This is a genomic window from Nocardia takedensis NBRC 100417, from assembly GCF_000308695.1.
Taxonomy (GTDB): domain Bacteria; phylum Actinomycetota; class Actinomycetes; order Mycobacteriales; family Mycobacteriaceae; genus Nocardia; species Nocardia takedensis.
This window is the reverse complement of the sequence record NZ_BAGG01000105.1, coordinates 1-19,570: the sequence shown is the minus strand read 5'-3', so window position 1 is coordinate 19,570 and position 19,570 is coordinate 1. Positions and strand designations below refer to the sequence as shown.

The following is a 19,570-nucleotide window of genomic DNA, read 5'->3' as shown; positions in this document are numbered from 1 at the left end:
CGGACGCCGGTGGAGTTCCGCCTGACTCCCAGGCGATCTCGTGCCGCACACGCCACCGCCACCGTAAACCCCATGATCGGCATCACGGCACGTCTCCCGGCCATGGCAAACCCACAGGCCACGCCCATCCGACCCCACCGCGACCGGTAACCCCACAAGCACCAACACCACCCCACGTCCCCACTCGGGAGCGAGCCCGACGAGCGACATTCGTGACCGTCCCGTCGCCCAGCGGGCGAACCGTCCGGCCACAAACGTGACCACTAGGTACACCCCCCAGGCAACATCACCGCCACACGCTGCCCTGCCCGGCAAACCCACAAGCAACATCACCACCTCACGTCCCCCACTCGGGAGCGAGCCCGACGAGCGACGTTCGCGGCCGTCTCGTCGGCCGGCGGGCGAAGCGCATGCGCCGAAGGCGCGAGTCTCGCCCGCCGGCCGACGAGACATAAGGGGCCGCGAACCCGCCGCGACGGAGTCGCGGCCAATAGACACCGGGTACACCGCCCTGAGACCCGTAATCCGGCAACTCCCAGCCCCCTCCATTCGGCAAGCCCCGCTCCCCGCGCGAGTCGGTGACTGCGGTCTCCGAGTAGTCGAGCGGCTTCCGGCCTTCGGGCTGGTTCGGCGGCTGCGGCCTCCCGGGGGGCGGCGGCGGCTGGTCTGCCGGGCAATTCGGGGACTTCGCCCTCCTGGGTGGTCCGGCAGCTTCCCGCCCCTGCGTAGTCCAGCAACCCCGGCCCCGGGGTAGTCCACCAGCTCCCGCCCTCCGAAGCACTCCCGCAACTTCCCACCCCCCGGGGCAGCTGAGCGACTCCCCCGAGCAGTCCAGCAACTCACTTCGATCAGTCCACCGACTCCCTCATGCCCACCCCTCCGCCCCGAAACTCTCCCCAACTAGACTCGGTGCGCTGGTCAATCCCCCGCCGGAGTGCAGGAGTCTTCGATGTCGTCCCACCGTCCACCTCTCGCCGGGCTGGCCGCGGCGGCCAGTGCCGATATCGGTTTGCGGACGGTTGCCGAGTTGGTGGGGAAGTCGTCGGTGGAGTTGGTGGCGCCCGCGGCGGGGCGGGCGTTCGTGGCGGCGACGGTGGCGGCGTCGAAGCCGGTGGTGGTGGTGACGGCCACGGGGCGGGAGGCGGGTGATCTCGCGGTCGAGTTGACCGAGATCCTGGGTGACGGGGTGGCGCAGTTCCCGTCGTGGGAGACGCTGCCGCACGAGCGGTTGTCGCCGGGGGCGGATACGGTCGGGCGGCGGTTGGCGGTGTTGCGGCGGTTGGCGCATCCGGAGGACGCGGTGTTCGGGGAGCCATTGCGGGTGGTGGTGACCACGGTGCGGTCGTTGATGCAGCCTATGGCGGCGGGGTTGGGCGATATCGAGCCGATCGTGTTGCGGATCGGGGCGGAGTTCGATTTCGACGAATTGCTCTCGCGGCTGGTGGAGTTCGCGTATTCGCGGGTCGACATGGTGGGTAAGCGCGGTGAGTTCGCGGTGCGCGGCGGGATCTTGGATGTGTTTCCGCCCACGGCGGATCATCCGGTGCGTGTCGAGTTCTGGGGTGACGAGGTCACCGAGTTGCGGCCGTTCTCGGTGGCGGATCAGCGGTCGTTGCCGGAGGTGGCGGTGGACGCGGTGGTGGCGCCGCCGTGTCGGGAGTTGTTGCTGACCGAGGCGGTGCGGGAGCGCGCGGCGGTGGTGGCGGCGGACAACGCGGCGGACGCGGCGTTGGTCGAGATGTTGGAGAAGTTGGCCGAGGGCATCCCGGTGGAGGGGATGGAGGCGCTGTTGCCGGTGCTGCAACCGGGGGAGCTGCGGTTGTTGACGGAGGTGTTGCCGGTGGGGGCGCATCTGCTGTTGTGCGATCCGGAGAAGATCCGTACGCGTGCCGCGGATCTGGTGCGGACGGGGGAGGAGTTCTTGGAGGCGTCGTGGACGGCGGCTTCTTTCGGTGGCGCGGCGCCGTTGGGCGGGCACGGGCTGGATCTGGCGGCTTCGGGGTATCGGGGGCTGCCCGATATCCACGGGAGCGCCGATCGCCTGGGGTTGCCGTGGTGGACTGTCAGCCCGTTGACCTCGGGTGATCCGTCGGAGGTGGTGCTGCCGATGTTGGCCGGGCCCGCCGCGCGTGGGTCCGAGGAGTTGGTGGCGACGATCTTCGCGTCGTTGCGCGCGCATGTGACGACGGGTGGCCGCGCGGTGGTGGTGGTCGCGGGGCACGGCACCGCGGCGCGCATCTTGGAGCGTCTGGCCGATGCCGAGGTGCCCGCGGCGGTGTTGGAGGCGGGCGCGGAACCGGTCGCCGGGGTGGTGGGCGTGCTGTGCGGGTCGTTGCACGACGGCGTGATCTTCGATGACGCCGGTCTGGTGGTGGTCGCGGAGTCGGATCTGACGGGTAATCGGGTGACGGCGCCGGGCGAGGGCAAGCGTCTGCCCGCCAAGCGGCGCAATCAGGTCGATCCGCTGGCGCTGACGGCCGGTGACATGGTGGTGCACGATCAGCACGGCATCGGCCGTTTCGTGGAGATGATCGAGCGCACGGTGGGTGGCGCGCGCCGCGAGTACCTGGTCATCGAGTACGCCCCGGGTAAGCGCGGCCAGCCGGGTGACCGGTTGTTCGTGCCGATGGAGTCGTTGGATCAGTTGTCCCGGTATGTGGGCGGGGAGATGCCGAGTCTGTCCAAGTTGGGCGGGTCGGATTGGGCGAACACGAAACGCAAAGCGCGCAAGGCGGTTCGTGAGATCGCGGGCGAGTTGGTGCAGTTGTACGCGGCCCGTCAGGCCGCGCCCGGTCACGCGTTCGGCCCGGATACGCCGTGGCAGAAGGAGATGGAGGACGCGTTCGCGTTCACCGAGACCGTCGATCAGATGACGGCCATCGCCGAGGTGAAATCCGATATGGAGAAGCCGGTGCCGATGGACCGGGTGGTGTGCGGTGACGTCGGCTACGGCAAGACCGAGATCGCGGTGCGCGCGGCGTTCAAGGCGGTGCAGGACGGCAGGCAGGTGGTCGTGTTGGTGCCGACGACGCTGTTGGCCCAGCAGCATCTGCAGACCTTCGCCGAGCGGGTGGCGGGGTTCCCGGTGACGGTGAAGGGGTTGTCGCGTTTCACCGATCCGGCCGAGTCACGGCAGGTGCTCGAGGGTATGGCCGACGGGTCGGTGGACATCGTCGTCGGGACGCACCGGTTGTTGCAGACGGGCGTGCGTTGGAAGAACCTCGGTCTGGTGGTCGTGGACGAGGAGCAGCGTTTCGGTGTCGAGCACAAGGAGCACATCAAGGCGCTGCGCACGCACGTCGATGTGCTGACCATGTCGGCGACGCCGATTCCGCGCACCTTGGAGATGAGTCTCGCCGGCATCCGGGAGATGTCGACGATCCTGACGCCGCCGGAGGAGCGCCATCCGGTGCTCACCTATGTCGGCGGGTACAACGACAAGCAGGTCACCGCCGCGATCCGCCGGGAACTGCTGCGGGACGGCCAGGTCTTCTACGTGCACAATCGGGTGTCCTCGATCGACAAGGCGGCCAAGCGGATTCGTGAGTTGGTCCCGGAGGCGCGGGTGGTGGTGGCGCACGGGCAGATGAACGAGGACATGCTCGAGCGGACCGTGCAGGGCTTCTGGCAGCGCGAGTTCGACGTACTGGTGTGCACGACGATCATCGAGACCGGCCTGGACATCTCCAACGCGAACACCTTGCTCGTGGAGCGTGCCGACAATCTCGGCTTGTCGCAGTTGCACCAGTTGCGCGGGCGGGTGGGTCGTAGTCGGGAGCGCGGCTACGCCTATTTCCTGTATCCGCCGGAGAAGCCGCTGACCGAGACCGCCTACGACCGGTTGGCCACGATCGCGCAGAATTCCGATCTGGGCGCGGGTATGGCGGTGGCGATGAAGGATCTCGAGATCCGCGGCGCGGGCAACGTGCTCGGCGCGGAGCAGTCGGGTCACGTCGCGGGTGTCGGCTTCGACCTGTATGTGCGGTTGGTCGGTGAGGCGGTGGAGGCGTATCGCGCCGCCGCGGACGGTCAGCCGATCACCACCGAGGAGGTCAAGGAGGTCCGTATCGATCTCCCGGTGGACGCGCACATCCCGCCCGACTACATCGCCAGCGATCGGCTGCGCTTGGAGGGCTACCGCAAACTGGCTGCTGCGCAGGACGATTCGGCGCTGGCCGCGGTGGTGGAGGAACTGGTCGACCGTTACGGACCGCTGCCGGTGGAGGTGGGCCGTCTGGTGTCGGTGGCAAAGCTGCGGCTGTTGGCACGCAGTTACGAGATCACCGAGATCGCGGTCGTCGGCACCACGTTGAAGATCTCGCCGCTGCTGAATCTGCCCGATTCCAAACAGCTCCGGCTCAAGCGGATCTATCCGAGCGCGTCCTACAAGGCGGCCAGCGGTGTGGTGCAGTTGCCGTTGCCGCGGGTGGAGGACAGTGTCGGCGCGAACCGGGTGCGCGATGTCCAACTGCTCCAGTTCGTCGCGGATCTGCTCTCGGCGTTGGACGGAAAGGCCAAGGGCGCGGTGGATCTCGGTGTGCCGACCGAGGTCGCGGTGAGTCGATGAGCGCCGATCCGACTGCGCGGGAGACGGCGGTGGTCGCGGCCGGTCTGACCGACGCGGTCGAGGTGATGGACCGGTTGTGGCGCTTCGGGGGCTGGGAGTCCACCCAGACCCACGATTCGCTGCGTCCGTACCTGCTCGAGGAGACCTACGAACTGCTCGACGCCATCCAGGCCGGTGACGCGGAGACCGTCAAGGAGGAACTCGGCGATCTGCTGTTGCAGGTGCTGTTCCATTCCCGGATCGCCCAGCAGGCGGGCGAATTCACCGTCGAGGATGTCGCGGCGGCGTTGGTGGCCAAGCTCGTGCACCGCAGTCCGCATCTCGACGGGGCCGGGCTCGATCCCGACGCGGGGGTGGCGGAGAAGATCGCCGCGCAGGAATCCGCTTGGGAGACGGCTAAATCCGCGGAGAAGGCCCGGCGGTCCTGTTTGGACGGCATCGCGATGGCCCAGCCCGCGCTGGCGCTGGCCGAGAAGGTGATCGCGCGGGCCACCAGGGCCGGTCTGCCCGACGACCTGGTTCCGGAGCAATTGCGGTCGGTGCGGCTCGGCGGCCCCGACAGCGCCGAGGAACGACTGCGCAAGGCGACGCTGGAATTCGCCGCCGCGATCCGCGGGGCGGAGGACGCCGCCGAGGTCGCGCGCGGACGGCGCGGCCCGCTCGCGGCCGAGGACTGGCGCGCCTACTGGCGCTGACCGGGCCCCGCGCCGATGGTCTGGTGGCGGCGCACCCGTCGACCGGTGTGGGCGGGCAGCCGTTCGTAGCCGTGCAGGGTGCGCAGCGGTCGCCGGACGGGCGGGTCGGTGAGTCGCAGGTCCGGGAAGGTCTCGAACAGGGCGCGCAGCGCGTAGGCGATCTCCATCCTGGCCAGTCCGCCGCCCAGACACACGTGGATGCCGTTGCTGAAGGACAGGTGGTTCTTGGCGTTGTCGCGGGTGATGTCGAAGCGGGCCGGTTCGGTGAACACGGCGGGGTCGCGGTTCGCGCCGGCCAGTGACAGCATGACCAGCGATCCTTTGCGCAGTCGGACGCCGCCGACCTCGACGTCGGTGCGCGCGGTGCGCCCGGTGGTCTGCACCGGCGGGTCGATGCGCAGGATCTCCTCCACGGCGTTTGGCCACAGGTCCGGTTCGGCGCGCAACCGGTCGAGTTGGTCGGGGTGGCGCAGCAGCCAGGTGGCGCCCTTGCCGATGGCGTTGACGGTGGTCTCGAAGCCTGCGGCCATCAGCAGGGTCGCCGACGCGCACAGTTCGTAGTCGGTCAGGTCGCTGGTGGTGACCAGGTGGCTGAGGATGTCGTCGCCGGGGTCGGCGCGCAGGCGCGCGATGTGGTCGCCGAGGTAGCGGTGCACCCGTTCGGAGGACTCCATAGCCCGCTGGTGCAGCCGCCAGGAGATGCCGAAGTCGAGCAGCGGGGAGATGTCGTCGCCCCAGCGCAGGAACATCTCGCGGTCGGAGTCGGGGAAGCCGAGCATGTCGGAGATGATCGCGATGGGCAGTTGCGCGGCGTAGCGCGACACCAGGTCGGTGGGGCCGTTCTCGGGCATCGCGTCGAGCAGTTCCTCGGTGGCCGATTCGATGCGCTCGCGCAGGCGCGCCACCGCGCGGGGGGTGAAGGCGGCGGTGACCGGTTTGCGCATCCGGGTGTGTTCGGGCTGGTCGATGACCAGCATCGAGGGTGGGTACACCGGACTGGGTGGGAGCGGTCTGCGCCGCACCGAGCGCGGCGTGCCGAGCACGGTGGGGAAGCCCGCGCCGAAACGGTTGTCGCGCAGGATGTCCCGGACCATGTCGTGGTCGAAGGTGATCCACACCGGCATGGTCCGGTGCAGTCCGCCCTCCCCGCGCATCGCCTCGATCAGGGCGTAGGGGTTCTCGATGCCTTCCACGCTGCCGTTGAGGCGGGAGAACAGGTCGCCGCGACGGAGCATGGCTTTCGCGAACAGGCGGATCACGCCGTGATTGTTGACCCACCGGTACACGTACTGCGGTTTCATCGAGCTCCTCCATCGTCGAGCGAGCACAGACCTACTTTGTTACGAATATCACACGGCAAATCATCGGCTACAGGGTGCTCGGCGTTTCACGCCGTGACCGGCGGGCCTGTTCCCGAGAGGCGATGAACGGTGAATCAGTGCGGTCACCGCCGCGTTCCACCGTACGCGCGCGGGCTCCTCGCACGGGTCTGTCAACCTTCGGGCAACCGGCGGATCGGCCAGCCCTGCGGGGCGTTTTCTAAGGGTAGCCTTACCGAAGTCGACCGAGGGTGTCGCGAGGCGAGAGGAGTACGCGTGATGCGCGTCGAGATTCTGTTCGGGTCGGAGATGGGCACCGCCGAAACCGCCGCGGAGTGCATCGCCGACGAATTGTCCGGATCGCACACCGTTTCGATACGCGATATGTCCGATTTCTCGATCGATGATCTCGATGCGGCCGCGGTATATGTCCTCGTCGTGTCCACCTACGGCGACGGCGATTTGCCCACCGGGGCCGAACCGTTCTTCGACGCGATCACCCTGCGTCGCCCCGATCTGACCGGATTGCGTTTCGCCGTATTCGGACTCGGCGATTCGGTGTACGGCGACACCTTCAATCGCGGCGGCGAGATTGCCGCGCGGACGCTGATCGCCCACGGGGCCGCCCGGTTCGGCGAACACGCGCGCCACGACGCCTCGGCCGAGGTGCGGGTGCGCGACATGGCGCGCGACTGGGCGCGCACCCTCCCGATCCCCGTCGACCTGCGCCTGATAACCACCTGAGAGGCGACCGTCGGCCGCGCCGAGCGCCAGCGACGAAGGGACGCAGCGCCTTAGACTGGAGTCAGCGCGCGGCACAGCCCGTCGTGCGCATCGATCCATGAGGTGAACGAAGATGGCAACCGGAGCGAGCCCCGCGCGGCAGGACCACTCGACCGATCATCCCGAACTGGACGCGCTGCCGGAATGGCCGAGGGAGACCATCGCGGTCCTGGTCACCACCGATCCCACCGCCGTGCCGCACGCGATTCCGGTCTCCTGGCCGGTGCGCGCGGACGCCAGGACGGTGCTGCTCAGTCTGAAATCCGATCGCGGGTCGCTGGCCCGACTACGCGACCAGCCCCAGATGGCGCTGCTGATCCTCGGCGGCGGCGATGTCGCGCTCTGCGCGCGCGGCACCGCCACCGTGATTGCCGAACAGATGCCCGAGGCCGAGGATTACGTCGCCGTGCGCATCGACGTCTCGGTGATCGACGATCATCGGCAGTCGGTCTTCGCGGTCGCCGACGGTATTCAGCGCACCGTGCTCGACGCCACCGAACTGGATGCTCTGCAAGGCAGGGTGGCGACTTTGCGGGATTGGGCAGACAATTCCCGTTGACCCGCGCGCGCGAGGTGTCGGCATCGGAAGGAAAACCGGCGCACCGTCGATCGGGACATTGGTAATAATCGGTTGGATAGCCGGCGCGTCCGCGCCGAACGGAAGGGGATCATGAGCGTCACACTGGCCAAGGGCGGAAATGTTTCGCTGTCGAAGCAGGCCCCGAACCTCACCAAGGTCACGGTGGGACTCGGCTGGGACGTGCGCACCACCACCGGGGCGGATTACGACCTCGATGCGAGCGCGCTCGCCACCGGAGCGAACCTGAAGGTGCTGTCGGATCAGCACTTCATCTTCTACAACAACCTGCGCTCGCCCGAGGGCACCATCGAGCACACCGGCGACAACCTGACCGGTGAGGGTGAGGGAGACGACGAGTCGATCAATGTCGATCTGGCTGCCATGCCGCCGACGATCACCAATATCTTCTTCCCGGTGTCGATCCACGACGCCGACGTTCGCGCCCAGTCCTTCGGACAGATCCGCAACGCCTTCATCCGGGTCGTCGACTCGGTCACCGGCGCGGAACTGGCGCGCTACGACCTCACCGAGGACGCCTCCACCGAGACCGCGATGGTCTTCGGTGAGCTGTACCGGCACGGCCCGGAGTGGAAGTTCCGCGCCATCGGTCAGGGCTACGCCTCCGGCCTGGCGGGTATCGCCCGCGACTACGGCGTGCACATCTGACATCGCGCGGGTGCGCGGGCCGCGACGCGCGCACGGCCCGCGCACCTCGGATCAGCCCGGGGTGCGCAGCGTTTCGGGAAGCAGTCCGGGGATTTCGCGCTGCCGTTGGTTCACCAGCGCGAAATAGCGGCGCAGCATGAGCGCCGCGGTGGTGGCCAGACCGGCGGTCAACCCCCACCACACGCCCGCGGCCCCCAGGTCGAGCGGGAACGCGAGCAGCAGGGCGGCGGGCAGGCCCACCATCCAATAGCCCACCAGGGACAGTCGGAAGCCCGCCTTGGTCTCCTTCAGACCGCGCAGCAGGCCGGTGCCGATGTTCTGCGCGGCGTCGAAGAATTGGAGCACGATGCCGATCAGCAGCAGTCCGCGCGCCACCTCGACGGTCGCGGTGTCGGCCGGATCGAGGAACGGGCGCAACACCACCGCGGGCGCGACCACGTAGACCAGGCCGGTCAGCGCGGCCACCACGGCGGCGTGCCCCAGCGCCAGCCTGGCGACGGCCTTCGCTCGGTCGAATTCGTCGCGGGCGACGTTGTGGCTGACCAGGATCGACGCGCCGTGCGAGAGGCCGATCGCGACCTGGAACACGATGTAGATGATCTGGTAGACGATGCTGTGCGCGGCCAGCGCGGCCGCGCCGAAACTGCCCATCACCAGGGCCAGCACCGAGAACATGCCCGCCTCGGACCCGTAGGTGAGCGCGATCGGCGCGCCCAGGCGCACTTCGCCGACGACCGTGTCACGGCGCACCGGCCACGGCCGCAGCGACAGGGTGCGGCCCAGGTCGGCGTCGCGGCGCACCATCGCGTAGAAGACCGCGAAGGTGATCAGGAAGACCAGCGAGGTGGCCACGCCGATGCCGGTGAGTCCGAGGGCGGGCAGGCCGAGGTAGCCATCCATGAAGGCGAGGGCGAGCACCAGGTTCAGCGCCACCGAACCGAGGGTGACCATGAGCAGGGCCTGCGGTCGCTGCATGCCGACGGTGTACTGGCGCAGGACCTGGAACCACAGGCAGGGCAGCAAACCGGGCGCGAGGGCGACCATGAGCGGTCGCGCCTCTGCTAGCACGCCCGCGTCCTGCCCGAGCCATTGCAGCGACCAGCCCAGGCCGATGAGCGCGAGGCCGCCGAGTAGACCGGCCAGGGTGGCGATGAGGAAGCTGGAGCGGACCAGGTCGCGGATCTCGGCGTCGGCGCTGTCGCCGCGTTTGCCCGCCGCCCCGACGGCGCTCGCGATCTGGTTGCCGGTGCCGGTGACGAGTCCGACGCACATGGTGCGGATCTGGTTGAACAGCGCGATGGCCAGTCCGCCCGCCGCGATCTGGGCAACCCCGAGGGTGCCCATGAGCACGATGTTGGTGGTGGAGACGGCGATCTGGGCCAGTTGGGTCAGCGCGATCGGCGCGGCGAGGGCGGTGAGCCGTCGCCCGTCGGCGCGGTGCGCCGTCTCGCGGATGTTCGGGGGCTTCATCGCGCCTCTCCACTCGAATGCCATGAGTTAGGCATACCTAAGTATCGGTTGATGGTCTCAATCACCACGCCGGGACCGCAACGGTGATCTGCCGCACAGCCGCGGCCGATCGCCGTGCCGGATCGGATCATCCCGCTTGTACCAATCGTTGTCCGCGATTCGCCGGGGAGTAGCGGCGCAGCAGGCCCGCCACCTTCCCCTCGACCTCCGGGGCGAGCAGTTCGCGCGCGCTCATCCAGGTGTCGTCGAACACGGTGTCCAGATATTTCTCCCCGCCGTCGCAGACGATGGTGACCACCGTCGACCCCGGCGGGAACTGGTCGAGCCTGCTCAACCCCGCGTACACCGAACCGCCCGCCGACCCGCCGATCATCAGTCCGACCTCGGCGGCGACCGCCCGCGCCGTGGCGAAGGCGTCGACATCGGAGACCTTCATGCCTTCGTCGAGTAGCGAGTAGTCCACGGCGGTGCCGATCGTCGCGCCGGGCGGTGTGCCGGTGCCCGACTGCCAGTACGGACCGCCTTCGCCGCCGAAGGCGATGGAGCCGACCGGTTCGACGCCGATCACCTTCGGTGTGCAGCCCAGTTGCCGCAGACGGGTGGCGGTGCCGAACAGCGAGCCGCCGGTGCCGACCGCGGACAGTAGGATATCCACGCGCTCCACATCTTCTAGCAATTCTTCAGCTACGGGATAGTATCCGACCGCGTTGGCATCGTTGTTGTGCTGTTCGGTGAAAAAGGCGTCCGGACGCTCGGCGGCCATCGACTCGGCCAGGTCCTCGCGCGCCGAGGTCGCCAGCTCGTCATCGCCCTCGTCGGCGACGAAGACCAGCTCGGTGCCCATTGCCTGCATCGTTCGCAACTTGTCCCTACTCGCGTGACGGTCGACCACCGCGGTGAAGCGATACCCACGTTCGGCGGCCACTACCGCCAAACCGAGTCCGGTATTCCCGGAAGTGGACTCGATGATATGTCCGCCCGCGCGCAGCAAACCCCGGCGCTCGGCGTCGAGCACCATCTCGCGCGCCATGCGGATCTTCGCCGCGCCGGTCGGATTGAACTGCTCGAGCTTGAGCAGCAACCGGGTGCCGGTCGCGGTGACGGCCAATTCGAAGAGCGGTGTGCGACCGATGAGGTCCGTCACGCGGCTGACGAGTGGCATGGGTATCTCCTCGTTCGTGAGCGGCCCGACCGCGGCGCGGGGCTGATCGCGCGGATGCGGCCGGTGGCGACGCCTTACTTCCCGGCGTCGAGCCTCCAACGCCACCGATCGCCGTGACCCTCGTGCAGGACCACCTTGGGCGGGATCGGCAGCTCGTGAAAAGCGGATTCGTTGGAATCCATCTGGTATCCGGCGGTATTCGGATAGACCAGCAGATCGCCGACCACCGCCGCGCGCGGCAGCGGGATGCGCCGCCAACTGAGCATGTCGGACTCGAGGCAGGTGGCGGCCCCCACGCAGGTCGGCGTCGGTTCGCCCGGGCGCTCGGGCCACAGCACCGGATCGGGCAGGTATTCGCTGTCGAACCACTGCTCGGACAGGCTCAGACTGGTGCCGTCGACGGTGAGCAGTCGGTACGGCCGACCGTGGGCGTGGCGGATCTTGCTGCCCTGCACCCGGAACACCGTCGACCCCGCGCGATCCAGCAGCGCGCGACCGGGTTCGAGCGCCAGACGCACACCGTGGGACCGCAGGCGCGCGGCCAGATCGCCGTGGCGCAGGATCGCGGCGAGCATCGCCGGGCCGGGGCGCGGGCTGTGGTACGGGTAGTATCCCTCGAACCGCTTGTCCGCGTGGAACCAACCGCGGTCGACGGACTCCGTGAAAGCCGACCACCGCGCCGCCGCGACATAGTCGACCGCGAAACCGCCGCCGATCGAGATCACCGCGGCGTCGTGTCCGAGCGCCCGCGCCTCGATACAGCGATCCACCAGGTCGGCGGCCTGTTCGGCACGCGCGACGGGATCGTAGCCGGACAGGTGGAAACTGAAGCCCGCCAACGTCACCGGGCCCTCGCGGTCCAGCGTCGCCGTCGCGACCGCGATCTCCTCGGACGTCAGCCCGAACCGGCTGTCCGAAGCGCGCGGCAGTACGCGCAGCAGCACCCGGATCGGACCGGCCTGCGCGGCCAGCACGCCGACCCGATCCAGTTCCTCGACGCTGTCGACCGCCAGCAGCGCGCGGTGGCGGATCGCCAACCAGATCAACTCGTCGGATTTGTGCGGGCCGGTCACCATCAACTCGTCGCCGCGGACGCCGCCCGCCAGCGCCGCCACCAGTTCGCCGGCGCTCGCCACGTCGACCCCGGCGCCCGCGTCTGCGCACGCGCGGGTCACGCAGTCGGCCTTGTTCGCCTTCTTGCCGTAGTACACCGCCCCCTCGACGCCCGCCTCCCGCAGCGCGTCGCGGAAACCGCGGATGTTCTGCTCGACGCGGTCGGGATACAGCACGTGGAACGGGCCGCCGATCGCGAAGGCGATATCGCCCAGCAGATCCGGGTCCGCGAGCAGTCGCCGCTCCCACGGGTCGCGGTGGGCGGGCAGAGGCGCGGCGCTGATCCCGGGTGCCGCCGCGGTGGGATCCGACCGGTGCGCGACGGCGTCCGGTTCGATCAGTCCCACAGCGGGACCTCCGTGCCATGCCCCTCGGCGATGGCGCGTTCGGCCAAGGCGTGCGCCACGGCGATGTCGGTCAGCACCAAACCGCTGTTGTAGACGAAGATCCGCTGGTCGTCGGACTGGCGGGCGACCGCCCTGCGGCTGAGGATCTGCGGCAGTTCCGCGTCGACACCGCGCAGCGTCCCGTCCGGTCCGGCCATGTCGGTGCCGGTCAACTGCATCTGCTGGGCGCTGGTCGCCACCACCCGGTCGGCCTCGACCAGCGTCGAGGGCGCGAGACCGTAGCCGACCAGCACCACCGTCGAACCCGGTGCCAGATCGGCGGATTCGAGCGCCACCTCGGTACCGGGCCCGGCCGTGGCCAACACGACGTCGGCGACCGCCGCGGCGGCGCGCGGGTCGCTCACCGTCTCCAGCACCGCGTGCGGATCGTGCTCGGCGAGTTGCCGGTGCACCGCCGCGAGCCCCTCGCTGTGGGTGCCGTAGACCATGAGCTTGCGCAGTTGCGGTGTGGCGGCCAGCAGATGCGGCAGCGCGTTGCGGCCCTGGGTGCCGGTGCCGATCAGCAGGACGCTCTCCGCGCCGCGGCGCATCGTCTCGCGCACCAGCAGCGCCGAGACCGCGGGCGTGCGCAGCGCTCCCACCCGCGCGCAGTCCATCATCGCGATCGGCGCGCCGGTGGTGTCGTCGTAGAGCGTGATGGTCGTGTAGTAGCGCTTGGTGCTGCGGTCGTGACCCGGATCGAACTTGTAGGAGGTCTTCATCGCCACCACCCGGCGGCGGCCGTCGCGGCCGAGCATGGCGTAGGCCACTGACCAGCCGTCCGGGTTGGCGACGCTGAGCTTGCGGGGATTGTCCGAATCCCCGGCGGCGAAGGCCAGATACGCGTCCTCCACGGCGCGCACCACGTCGGCAGGCGCGATGGGGACGTCGGCGAGGTCGCTGCGGCTCAGTACGCGCAGCGGCGTCGCCCGGTCACGTGTGCTCAACGGTTCCTCGTTCGTCATCGCTGCCCCACTCCGCTCCCGCACCGGGGACCGCGTACCGCCCGTCCCCGGTTGCCTGCCGATACGTTCCGTCCCGGAACGGGGCCACGATTCGCTGCCCGTATCCATTCTCGTCGGCTTCGGCGGCTCGCCGCCGCCGTTCGGGCAGGTGGATGTTGACACGCTTGAGCCAGCGGTCGGTGCCGTCGTAGCGGGCGGTGAACGGGACGCGGCCGTGCACGGCGACGTCGTTGTCGACCAGCAGCAGTTCACCGGGCTCGAGCGCGGCGGTCACGCAGACCCGCTCCAACTCGGCGGTCAGATGGGCGTAGGCGCGCCGGAATTCGGGGTCGGCGTCGTCGAGCGGGGTGTAGGCCGGGTCGTAGCGCAGCGTGAGATCCGCTGTGCCCCGGATGCTTTCGCGCCACACCGTGGGAATCGGCGTCGCCCGGTAGCGCTGGTGGCCCTCGCCGTAGGAGACGTCGGGCAGGATCGGCAGCGTCGGAACGCCCAGCACGTCGAGTTCGGCCTCGTCCAGGGCGACGCGCCGCACCGAGGACACGGTGGTGCCCACCCGATCGGGATTGCGCAGGCAGGCGAGCACGAGCAGATTCGAACGGGCCGGATGGAAAGCGTCCTCGGTGTGCGGGCTCAGCAGCGTCTTGCTGCTGGCCCCTGACTGCTCGTCCTCGTGGCCGGGGGAGGGCAGGATGTTGTTGACCAACCTGCCGTCCTGCTGACCCTGCCAGCCGAACGGTTCGCCCGCGCGCCGCCCCAACAGCATCATGACGACGTCGAATTCGAGGGAACGGGCCCGGCGCCCCGGATCGCCCGCCCAGGCCGCCGCCTCGCGCCAAGTGGCGGGGGTCGGGCCGAACTCGTCGTCGGTCACGGGCAGGCGGCTCACGATCGTCGCCCCGGCGGCGCCCGGCGCGCGCAGCACCCGGTCCAGCACCGGGGGCAGTTCACCGACGCGGGCGTCGACGCGCGCGAGGAGTTCCGGGTCGGTGAGGGTGCGCGCGAGTTCGCGGCGGTCTCCGGGTAAGGACTCCAGATCGGTACAGATCTCGCGCGCGAGCGCACGCACGGCCTGCCCGGCCTCGGCGGGCAGCGCACGTCGCTCGATATGCGGGGGGTGAAGCGTCTTACGTTCGGAGAGAACGCTTTTCACCAGGATTCCCTTTCTTCGCATCGGGTCGAAAAGCGGGGTGACGATCCGATCTGCGAAGCTAGCGTTTCCGATCCCCTTAAGCAAGGCTTACCTAAGCGAGTCGCGAGATCAATTGCGGGGTCTCGCGGGGTGCGGTGCGTCGGGTCCTGGTCGGAGCTATCTCACGGCATACGGTAATGCCCGGTGTGGTGCGCGCTCGGGCGGCCGTTCGGCGTGTTGGATTGCTTCTGCGTGTCGTGGCCTCCGTGTCGGCTTTCTCGTTGGCGGATAAGGAATTAGGCTAGCCTGTCCTCGGTGGTCAGCGGCGGTGTCGGGTTGTGCCCGGAATTCGCTGGGGGCGCTCGTCGTGGAGGTCGGTGGTCCGCGAATTCCGCTGCGCTGAGGCGCAAATCACTACGCGTCGACCTGCGGACCGGGCGAAAGCGCGGCGCCGCACGAAAATTCGGCTGGGCGGGCTCCGTGGAGGGCGTACCGGTCCGCCGAGCGGTTCGACTGGGTACGGGCGTCGGATCGTCTTTGTGGACAACTTCGCCCTGGGGACAACCCTCGGCGCGTCGTGCGCGTCGCGGCACGCGATCCGGCGGAGCATCCCCGCGGATCAGGATGATGGAGGAGTGTTGTCGAAGAAGGCGGCCTACGCGGTCGTCGCCCTGGTCACCCTGCTGCTCTCGGGCTGCGGCGGGGGTCCCGACCTGCCGCCGATCCCCGAGGGGATCCCGCCCGGTCCCGGAGCTCCGCTGCCCGCCATCGATCTGGACGCACCGGGTCGCACGGCCGTCCAACTGCGCGGGTGGGCGGGTGAACAATCGAGCACCGGGATCGCCGCGGTCGCCCTGGAGGCCTACGGGTACGCCGCGGCCGTCCTGGCGCGGTCCCGGCCGGACTGCGGGCTGGCCTGGACCACCCTGGCCGGGATCGCGAGCGTGGAGAGCGGACACGGCACCCACGGGCGGGCCAGGGTGAGCGAACAGGGCGTGGTGAGTCCACCGATCATCGGTATCCCGCTCGACGGGAAACCGGGCGTCGCGCTGATCCGCGACACCGACCGCGGCCTGCTCGACGGCGACACCGAATTCGACCGGGCCGTCGGCCCGTTCCAATTCATCCCGGAGACGTGGAAGCGCTGGGGCGTGGACGCCAACGGCGACGGCGTCATCGATCCGCAGAACATCGACGACGCGGCGCTGACCGCCGCCCGCTACCTCTGCGCGATCGGCGGCGATCTCACCTCCGAAGGCGGTTGGCAGAAGGCCCTGCTCACCTACAACCAGTCGCGGACCTATCTGCTGACCGTCCGCGACCGGGCGGCGGCCTACAGCGTGGGCAGACGCGTGTGATCGCCGCCCCGGGCGCCTCGCCGTGCCGGCACCGGGGCCGCGCCGACCTGCGATAGGCTCGGCACCGCACGGACCCACCCCGTGAGACCAACCGTGCCAGCAACGAAGGAGTGTCGTTTTCGTGGCCATCATCGAACAGGTCGGAGCACGCGAGATCCTGGATTCTCGCGGTAACCCCACTGTCGAGGTCGAGATCGCCCTCGACGACGGCACCCTGACCAGGGCGGCCGTGCCCTCCGGTGCCTCCACCGGTGAGCACGAGGCCGTGGAACTACGTGACGGCGGCGACCGCTACCTGGGCAAAGGTGTGCAGAAGGCCGTCGAGGGCGTCCTCGACGAGATCGCGCCCGCCGTCATCGGCCTGGACGCGGTCGAGCAGCGCACCGTCGACCAGACCCTGCTCGACCTGGACGGCACCCCCGACAAGTCCCGCCTCGGCGCGAACGCCCTGCTCGGCGTCTCGCTCGCGGTGGCGCGCGCGGCGGCCGAGTCCTCGGGACTGGAACTGTTCCGCTACCTGGGCGGCCCGAACGCCCACGTGCTACCCGTGCCGATGATGAACATCCTCAACGGCGGCGCGCACGCCGACACCGGCGTGGACGTGCAGGAGTTCATGGTCGCCCCGATCGGCGCGCCCACGTTCAAGGAGTCGCTGCGCTGGGGCGCGGAGGTCTACCACTCACTCAAGGCGGTGCTGAAGTCCAAGGGGCTGGCCACCGGCCTGGGTGACGAGGGCGGCTTCGCCCCCGACGTGGCGGGCACCAAGGAAGCGCTGGACCTGATCAGCGTCGCCATCGACAAGACCGGCCTCAAGCTCGGCACCGACGTCGCCCTCGCGCTCGACGTCGCCGCCACCGAGTTCTACACCGCCGGAAGCGGTTACAAGTTCGAGGGCAGTGTCCGCACGGCCGCCGAGATGGCGCAGTTCTACGCCGACCTGCTCGGCGCCTACCCGCTGGTGTCCATCGAGGACCCGCTGTCCGAGGACGACTGGGACGGCTGGGTCGCGCTGACCGACCTGATCGGCGACAAGGTGCAGTTGGTCGGCGACGACCTGTTCGTCACCAACCCGGAGCGTCTGGAAGAGGGCATCGACAAGGGCGCCGCCAACGCGCTGCTGGTCAAGGTCAACCAGATCGGCACGCTGACCGAGACGTTGGACGCGGTCGAACTCGCGCACCGCAACGGCTACAAGACGATGATGTCGCACCGTTCCGGCGAGACCGAGGACACCACCATCGCCGATCTGGCCGTCGCCGTGGGCAGCGGTCAGATCAAGACCGGCGCGCCCGCCCGCAGCGAGCGGGTCGCCAAGTACAACCAGCTCCTGCGCATCGAGGACGCGCTGGGCGATTCGGCCCGCTACGCGGGTGAGGTCGCCTTCCCGCGCTTCGCGTTCGAGGGGTGATCGCCGGGTGCGCGCGGACGGAACGGAGTGCGGCGAGCGAGATCGCCGCCCCCGGTCCGCGCGCACCGCGGCACGAGTGCGGGGAGTGCGATGACGGAGCGACGCGGGCGCGGGACCAGTCCGGCCGGACGTGGGGATCGCCGCACCTCGCGCGTCGCCAGGTCACGGCCGCGGGCGGGCTCCGACACCGAGACGGCGGCCAGACCGGCCGCGGCGAAACGGGCCGCGCGCAGACGCGCCGACCCCGACCGCGCCGCCGCACCCCGACCCGTCGCCCCGCGTGCGGGCGGTGACCGTCAGGACCGCACGATCCTGGGCCTGTCCACCGGCAAGGCCGTCATCCTCGCGGTCGTGGTCTGTTCCCTGGCGTTGACGCTGGCTGTCCCGATGCGGACGTATTTCGCGCAGCGGGCCGAGGCCGCGCAGTTGGCCCAGGAGCGCCGCGACCTCGAAGCCGATCTGGCGCGGTTGCGCGATCGGCGCGCCCAGCAGCAGGACCCGGCGTTCATCCGCGCGGAGGCGCGCGACAGGCTGCGGTTGGTGATGCCGGGGGAGACCCCGTACATCGTGCAGGTGCCCGGGATCGAGGAGCCGCCGCGGCCGGCCGCGCCGACGCGCTCGAAAGTGCCCGATCCCTGGTACACCGAACTGTGGGAGACGATCTCGCAACCCCGGCAGCCGCCCCCGAGTACCACTCCCGCGCCGACGCCCGCGCAGCCCACCCAGGAAGGACCACGGTGACCGCCCCGACCGACCGCGATCTCGAGATCATCGCCGAGCAACTCGGCCGCGCCCCGCGCGGGGTGCTGGCCGTGGCCTACCGGACGCCGGACGGGCTGCCCGCGGTGGTGAAGACGGCACCGCGGTTGCCGGACGGCACCCCCTTCCCGACCCTGTACTACCTCACCGATCCGCGGCTGACGGCCGAGGCCAGCAGACAGGAGTCGGCCGGGGTGATGCGCGAGATGACCGAACGTCTCGGCGCGGACCCCGAGGTGGCCGCCGCCTACCGCGCCGCGCACGAGAGCTATCTGGCCGAGCGGAACGAGATCGAGTCGCTGGGCACCGAATTCACCGGCGGCGGGATGCCGGATCGGGTGAAATGTCTGCACGTGCTCATCGCGCACGCGCTGGCCAAGGGGCCGGGGGTGAACCCGTTCGGCGACGAGGCGGTGGCCTTGGCCGCCGCGCACGGGTTGCGCGGCACGGCCGTTCCCGCCGACTGGCCGGAACACCTCGGTACGAAGGAAGTCTGAATGAACGCACCAAACGAAGGCGCGCTGCCGAATCGGGTCGGGGCGATCGATTGCGGCACCAATTCGATCCGTCTGCTGATCGCCGACGTCACCGCGGAGGGCACGCTGGTCAACGTGCACCGGGAGATGCGTATCGTGCGCCTCGGGCAAGGGGTCGACGCCACGGGCGCGTTCGCTCCGGAGGCCATCGAGCGCACGCGGGTCGCGCTGGCCGATTACGCGGCGCTGATGCGGGACGCGCGGGTCGGCAAGGTCAGGATGGTCGCCACCTCGGCCACCCGCGACGCCGCCAATCGCGAGGTCTTCTTCGAGATGACGCGGGCCGAACTCGGCACGGTCGTGCCGGGCGCGCAGGCCGAGGTCATCACCGGTGACGAAGAGGCGCGCCTGTCGTTCACCGGCGCGATCGGCGAATTGTCCGACGAGGCAGGGCCTTTCGTGGTCGTCGATCTCGGCGGCGGCTCGACGGAGTTGGTGTTCGGCGACGCCGACGGCGTGCAGGCCGCGTATTCGGCCGACATCGGCTGCGTGCGGATCACCGAACGCTGCCTGCCGGGCAATCCGCCGACCGCCGAACAGGTCGCGGCGGCACGGGAATTCGCCACCGAGCGGTTGGCCGCCGCCTTCGCCGAGGTGCCCGTGGAGCGGGCGCACACCTGGGTCGGCGTGGCGGGCACGATGACGACGTTGGCCGCGATCGCGCTGGATCTGCC

The 19,570-nt window shown here is 69.6% G+C and carries 16 protein-coding genes; 10 read left to right on the top strand and 6 right to left on the bottom strand.

Going from position 1 to position 19,570, the window contains the following annotated elements; translation table 11 throughout:
- Positions 1 to 949: 949 nt before the first annotated feature.
- Together mfd and ON30_RS22555 are read left to right on the top strand one after the other, a co-directional pair.
- Positions 950 to 4,567, top strand: a complete 3,618-nt coding sequence (gene mfd, locus ON30_RS22560; protein ID WP_040709951.1) for a transcription-repair coupling factor — start codon at positions 950 to 952, stop codon at positions 4,565 to 4,567.
- Entirely contained in the window at positions 4,564 to 5,262 is a 699-nt protein-coding gene (locus ON30_RS22555) for a nucleoside triphosphate pyrophosphohydrolase (protein WP_040709906.1), read from the top strand. The genes mfd and ON30_RS22555 overlap by 4 nt, the downstream gene beginning before the upstream one ends.
- On the opposite strand, the gene ON30_RS22550 is transcribed toward ON30_RS22555, so the two are convergent.
- Positions 5,250 to 6,563: a cytochrome P450 gene (locus tag ON30_RS22550; protein WP_051029788.1), complete on the bottom strand. Its 1,314-nt coding sequence runs from the start codon at positions 6,561 to 6,563 to the stop codon at positions 5,250 to 5,252. The two genes, ON30_RS22555 and ON30_RS22550, sit on opposite strands and share 13 nt — an antisense overlap.
- Positions 6,564 to 6,860: 297 nt before the next feature.
- On the opposite strand from ON30_RS22550, the gene ON30_RS22545 reads away from it, so the two are divergent.
- From ON30_RS22545 to ON30_RS22535, 3 genes are all read left to right on the top strand, one after another.
- Positions 6,861 to 7,325, top strand: coding sequence for a flavodoxin domain-containing protein (locus ON30_RS22545; protein WP_040709905.1), 465 nt, complete (start codon positions 6,861 to 6,863; stop codon positions 7,323 to 7,325).
- 112 nt (positions 7,326 to 7,437) lie between these two features.
- Positions 7,438 to 7,923: a hypothetical protein gene (locus ON30_RS22540; RefSeq protein ID WP_040709904.1), complete on the top strand. Its 486-nt coding sequence runs from the start codon at positions 7,438 to 7,440 to the stop codon at positions 7,921 to 7,923.
- A gap of 111 nt (positions 7,924 to 8,034) precedes the next feature.
- Positions 8,035 to 8,610: a TerD family protein gene (locus ON30_RS22535; RefSeq protein WP_040709903.1), complete on the top strand. Its 576-nt coding sequence runs from the start codon at positions 8,035 to 8,037 to the stop codon at positions 8,608 to 8,610.
- A 51-nt stretch (positions 8,611 to 8,661) separates the two neighbouring features.
- On the opposite strand, the gene ON30_RS22530 is transcribed toward ON30_RS22535, so the two are convergent.
- From ON30_RS22530 to ON30_RS22510, 5 genes are all read right to left on the bottom strand, one after another.
- The gene (locus tag ON30_RS22530; RefSeq protein WP_051029786.1) at positions 8,662 to 10,080 is read right to left on the bottom strand and encodes an MATE family efflux transporter; all 1,419 of its coding nucleotides are present in this window, start codon (positions 10,078 to 10,080) and stop codon (positions 8,662 to 8,664) included.
- A gap of 127 nt (positions 10,081 to 10,207) precedes the next feature.
- The gene (locus ON30_RS22525) at positions 10,208 to 11,242 is read right to left on the bottom strand and encodes a PLP-dependent cysteine synthase family protein (RefSeq protein WP_040709902.1); all 1,035 of its coding nucleotides are present in this window, start codon (positions 11,240 to 11,242) and stop codon (positions 10,208 to 10,210) included.
- 74 nt (positions 11,243 to 11,316) lie between these two features.
- On the bottom strand, positions 11,317 to 12,702 hold the full coding sequence (locus tag ON30_RS22520; RefSeq protein ID WP_085999391.1) for an alanine racemase: 1,386 nt from the start codon (positions 12,700 to 12,702) through the stop codon (positions 11,317 to 11,319).
- Positions 12,693 to 13,706, bottom strand: a complete 1,014-nt coding sequence (locus tag ON30_RS22515) for an ornithine cyclodeaminase (protein WP_051029784.1) — start codon at positions 13,704 to 13,706, stop codon at positions 12,693 to 12,695. The genes ON30_RS22520 and ON30_RS22515 overlap by 10 nt, the downstream gene beginning before the upstream one ends.
- Positions 13,675 to 14,856, bottom strand: a complete 1,182-nt coding sequence (locus ON30_RS22510; protein WP_083911602.1) for a TauD/TfdA family dioxygenase — start codon at positions 14,854 to 14,856, stop codon at positions 13,675 to 13,677. The genes ON30_RS22515 and ON30_RS22510 overlap by 32 nt, the downstream gene beginning before the upstream one ends.
- Before the next feature lie 614 nt (positions 14,857 to 15,470).
- On the opposite strand from ON30_RS22510, the gene ON30_RS22505 reads away from it, so the two are divergent.
- The 5 genes from ON30_RS22505 to ON30_RS22485 all read left to right on the top strand — a co-directional run.
- On the top strand, positions 15,471 to 16,193 hold the full coding sequence (locus ON30_RS22505; RefSeq protein WP_040709945.1) for a lytic transglycosylase domain-containing protein: 723 nt from the start codon (positions 15,471 to 15,473) through the stop codon (positions 16,191 to 16,193).
- A 121-nt stretch (positions 16,194 to 16,314) separates the two neighbouring features.
- Complete coding sequence (eno, locus tag ON30_RS22500) at positions 16,315 to 17,601, top strand: phosphopyruvate hydratase (protein ID WP_040709901.1); 1,287 nt, start codon at positions 16,315 to 16,317, stop codon at positions 17,599 to 17,601.
- Between the two features lie 90 nt (positions 17,602 to 17,691).
- Positions 17,692 to 18,342 (top strand): FtsB family cell division protein, encoded by a 651-nt coding sequence (locus ON30_RS22495; protein WP_040709900.1) that lies wholly within the window; start codon positions 17,692 to 17,694, stop codon positions 18,340 to 18,342.
- A complete protein-coding gene (locus ON30_RS22490) occupies positions 18,339 to 18,857 on the top strand; it encodes a DUF501 domain-containing protein (protein WP_040709899.1) in 519 nt (172 codons plus the stop codon). The genes ON30_RS22495 and ON30_RS22490 overlap by 4 nt, the downstream gene beginning before the upstream one ends.
- A partial coding sequence (locus ON30_RS22485) for a Ppx/GppA phosphatase family protein (RefSeq protein ID WP_040709898.1) occupies positions 18,858 to 19,570 on the top strand: 713 nt, incomplete at its 3' end.

Bases quoted from the DNA above. Each gene is read 5' to 3' on its own strand.
- ON30_RS22550 (WP_051029788.1), bottom strand. From the start codon at position 6,563: ATGAAACCGCAGTACGTGTACCGGTGGGTCAACAATCACGGCGTGATC.
- ON30_RS22515 (WP_051029784.1), bottom strand. From the start codon at position 13,706: ATGACGAACGAGGAACCGTTGAGCACACGTGACCGGGCGACGCCGCTG.
- ON30_RS22555 (WP_040709906.1), top strand. From the start codon at position 4,564: ATGAGCGCCGATCCGACTGCGCGGGAGACGGCGGTGGTCGCGGCCGGT.
- ON30_RS22535 (WP_040709903.1), top strand. From the start codon at position 8,035: ATGAGCGTCACACTGGCCAAGGGCGGAAATGTTTCGCTGTCGAAGCAG.
- ON30_RS22545 (WP_040709905.1), top strand. From the start codon at position 6,861: ATGCGCGTCGAGATTCTGTTCGGGTCGGAGATGGGCACCGCCGAAACC.
- ON30_RS22495 (WP_040709900.1), top strand. From the start codon at position 17,692: ATGACGGAGCGACGCGGGCGCGGGACCAGTCCGGCCGGACGTGGGGAT.
- mfd (WP_040709951.1), top strand. From the start codon at position 950: ATGTCGTCCCACCGTCCACCTCTCGCCGGGCTGGCCGCGGCGGCCAGT.
- ON30_RS22530 (WP_051029786.1), bottom strand. From the start codon at position 10,080: ATGAAGCCCCCGAACATCCGCGAGACGGCGCACCGCGCCGACGGGCGA.
- ON30_RS22525 (WP_040709902.1), bottom strand. From the start codon at position 11,242: ATGCCACTCGTCAGCCGCGTGACGGACCTCATCGGTCGCACACCGCTC.
- ON30_RS22540 (WP_040709904.1), top strand. From the start codon at position 7,438: ATGGCAACCGGAGCGAGCCCCGCGCGGCAGGACCACTCGACCGATCAT.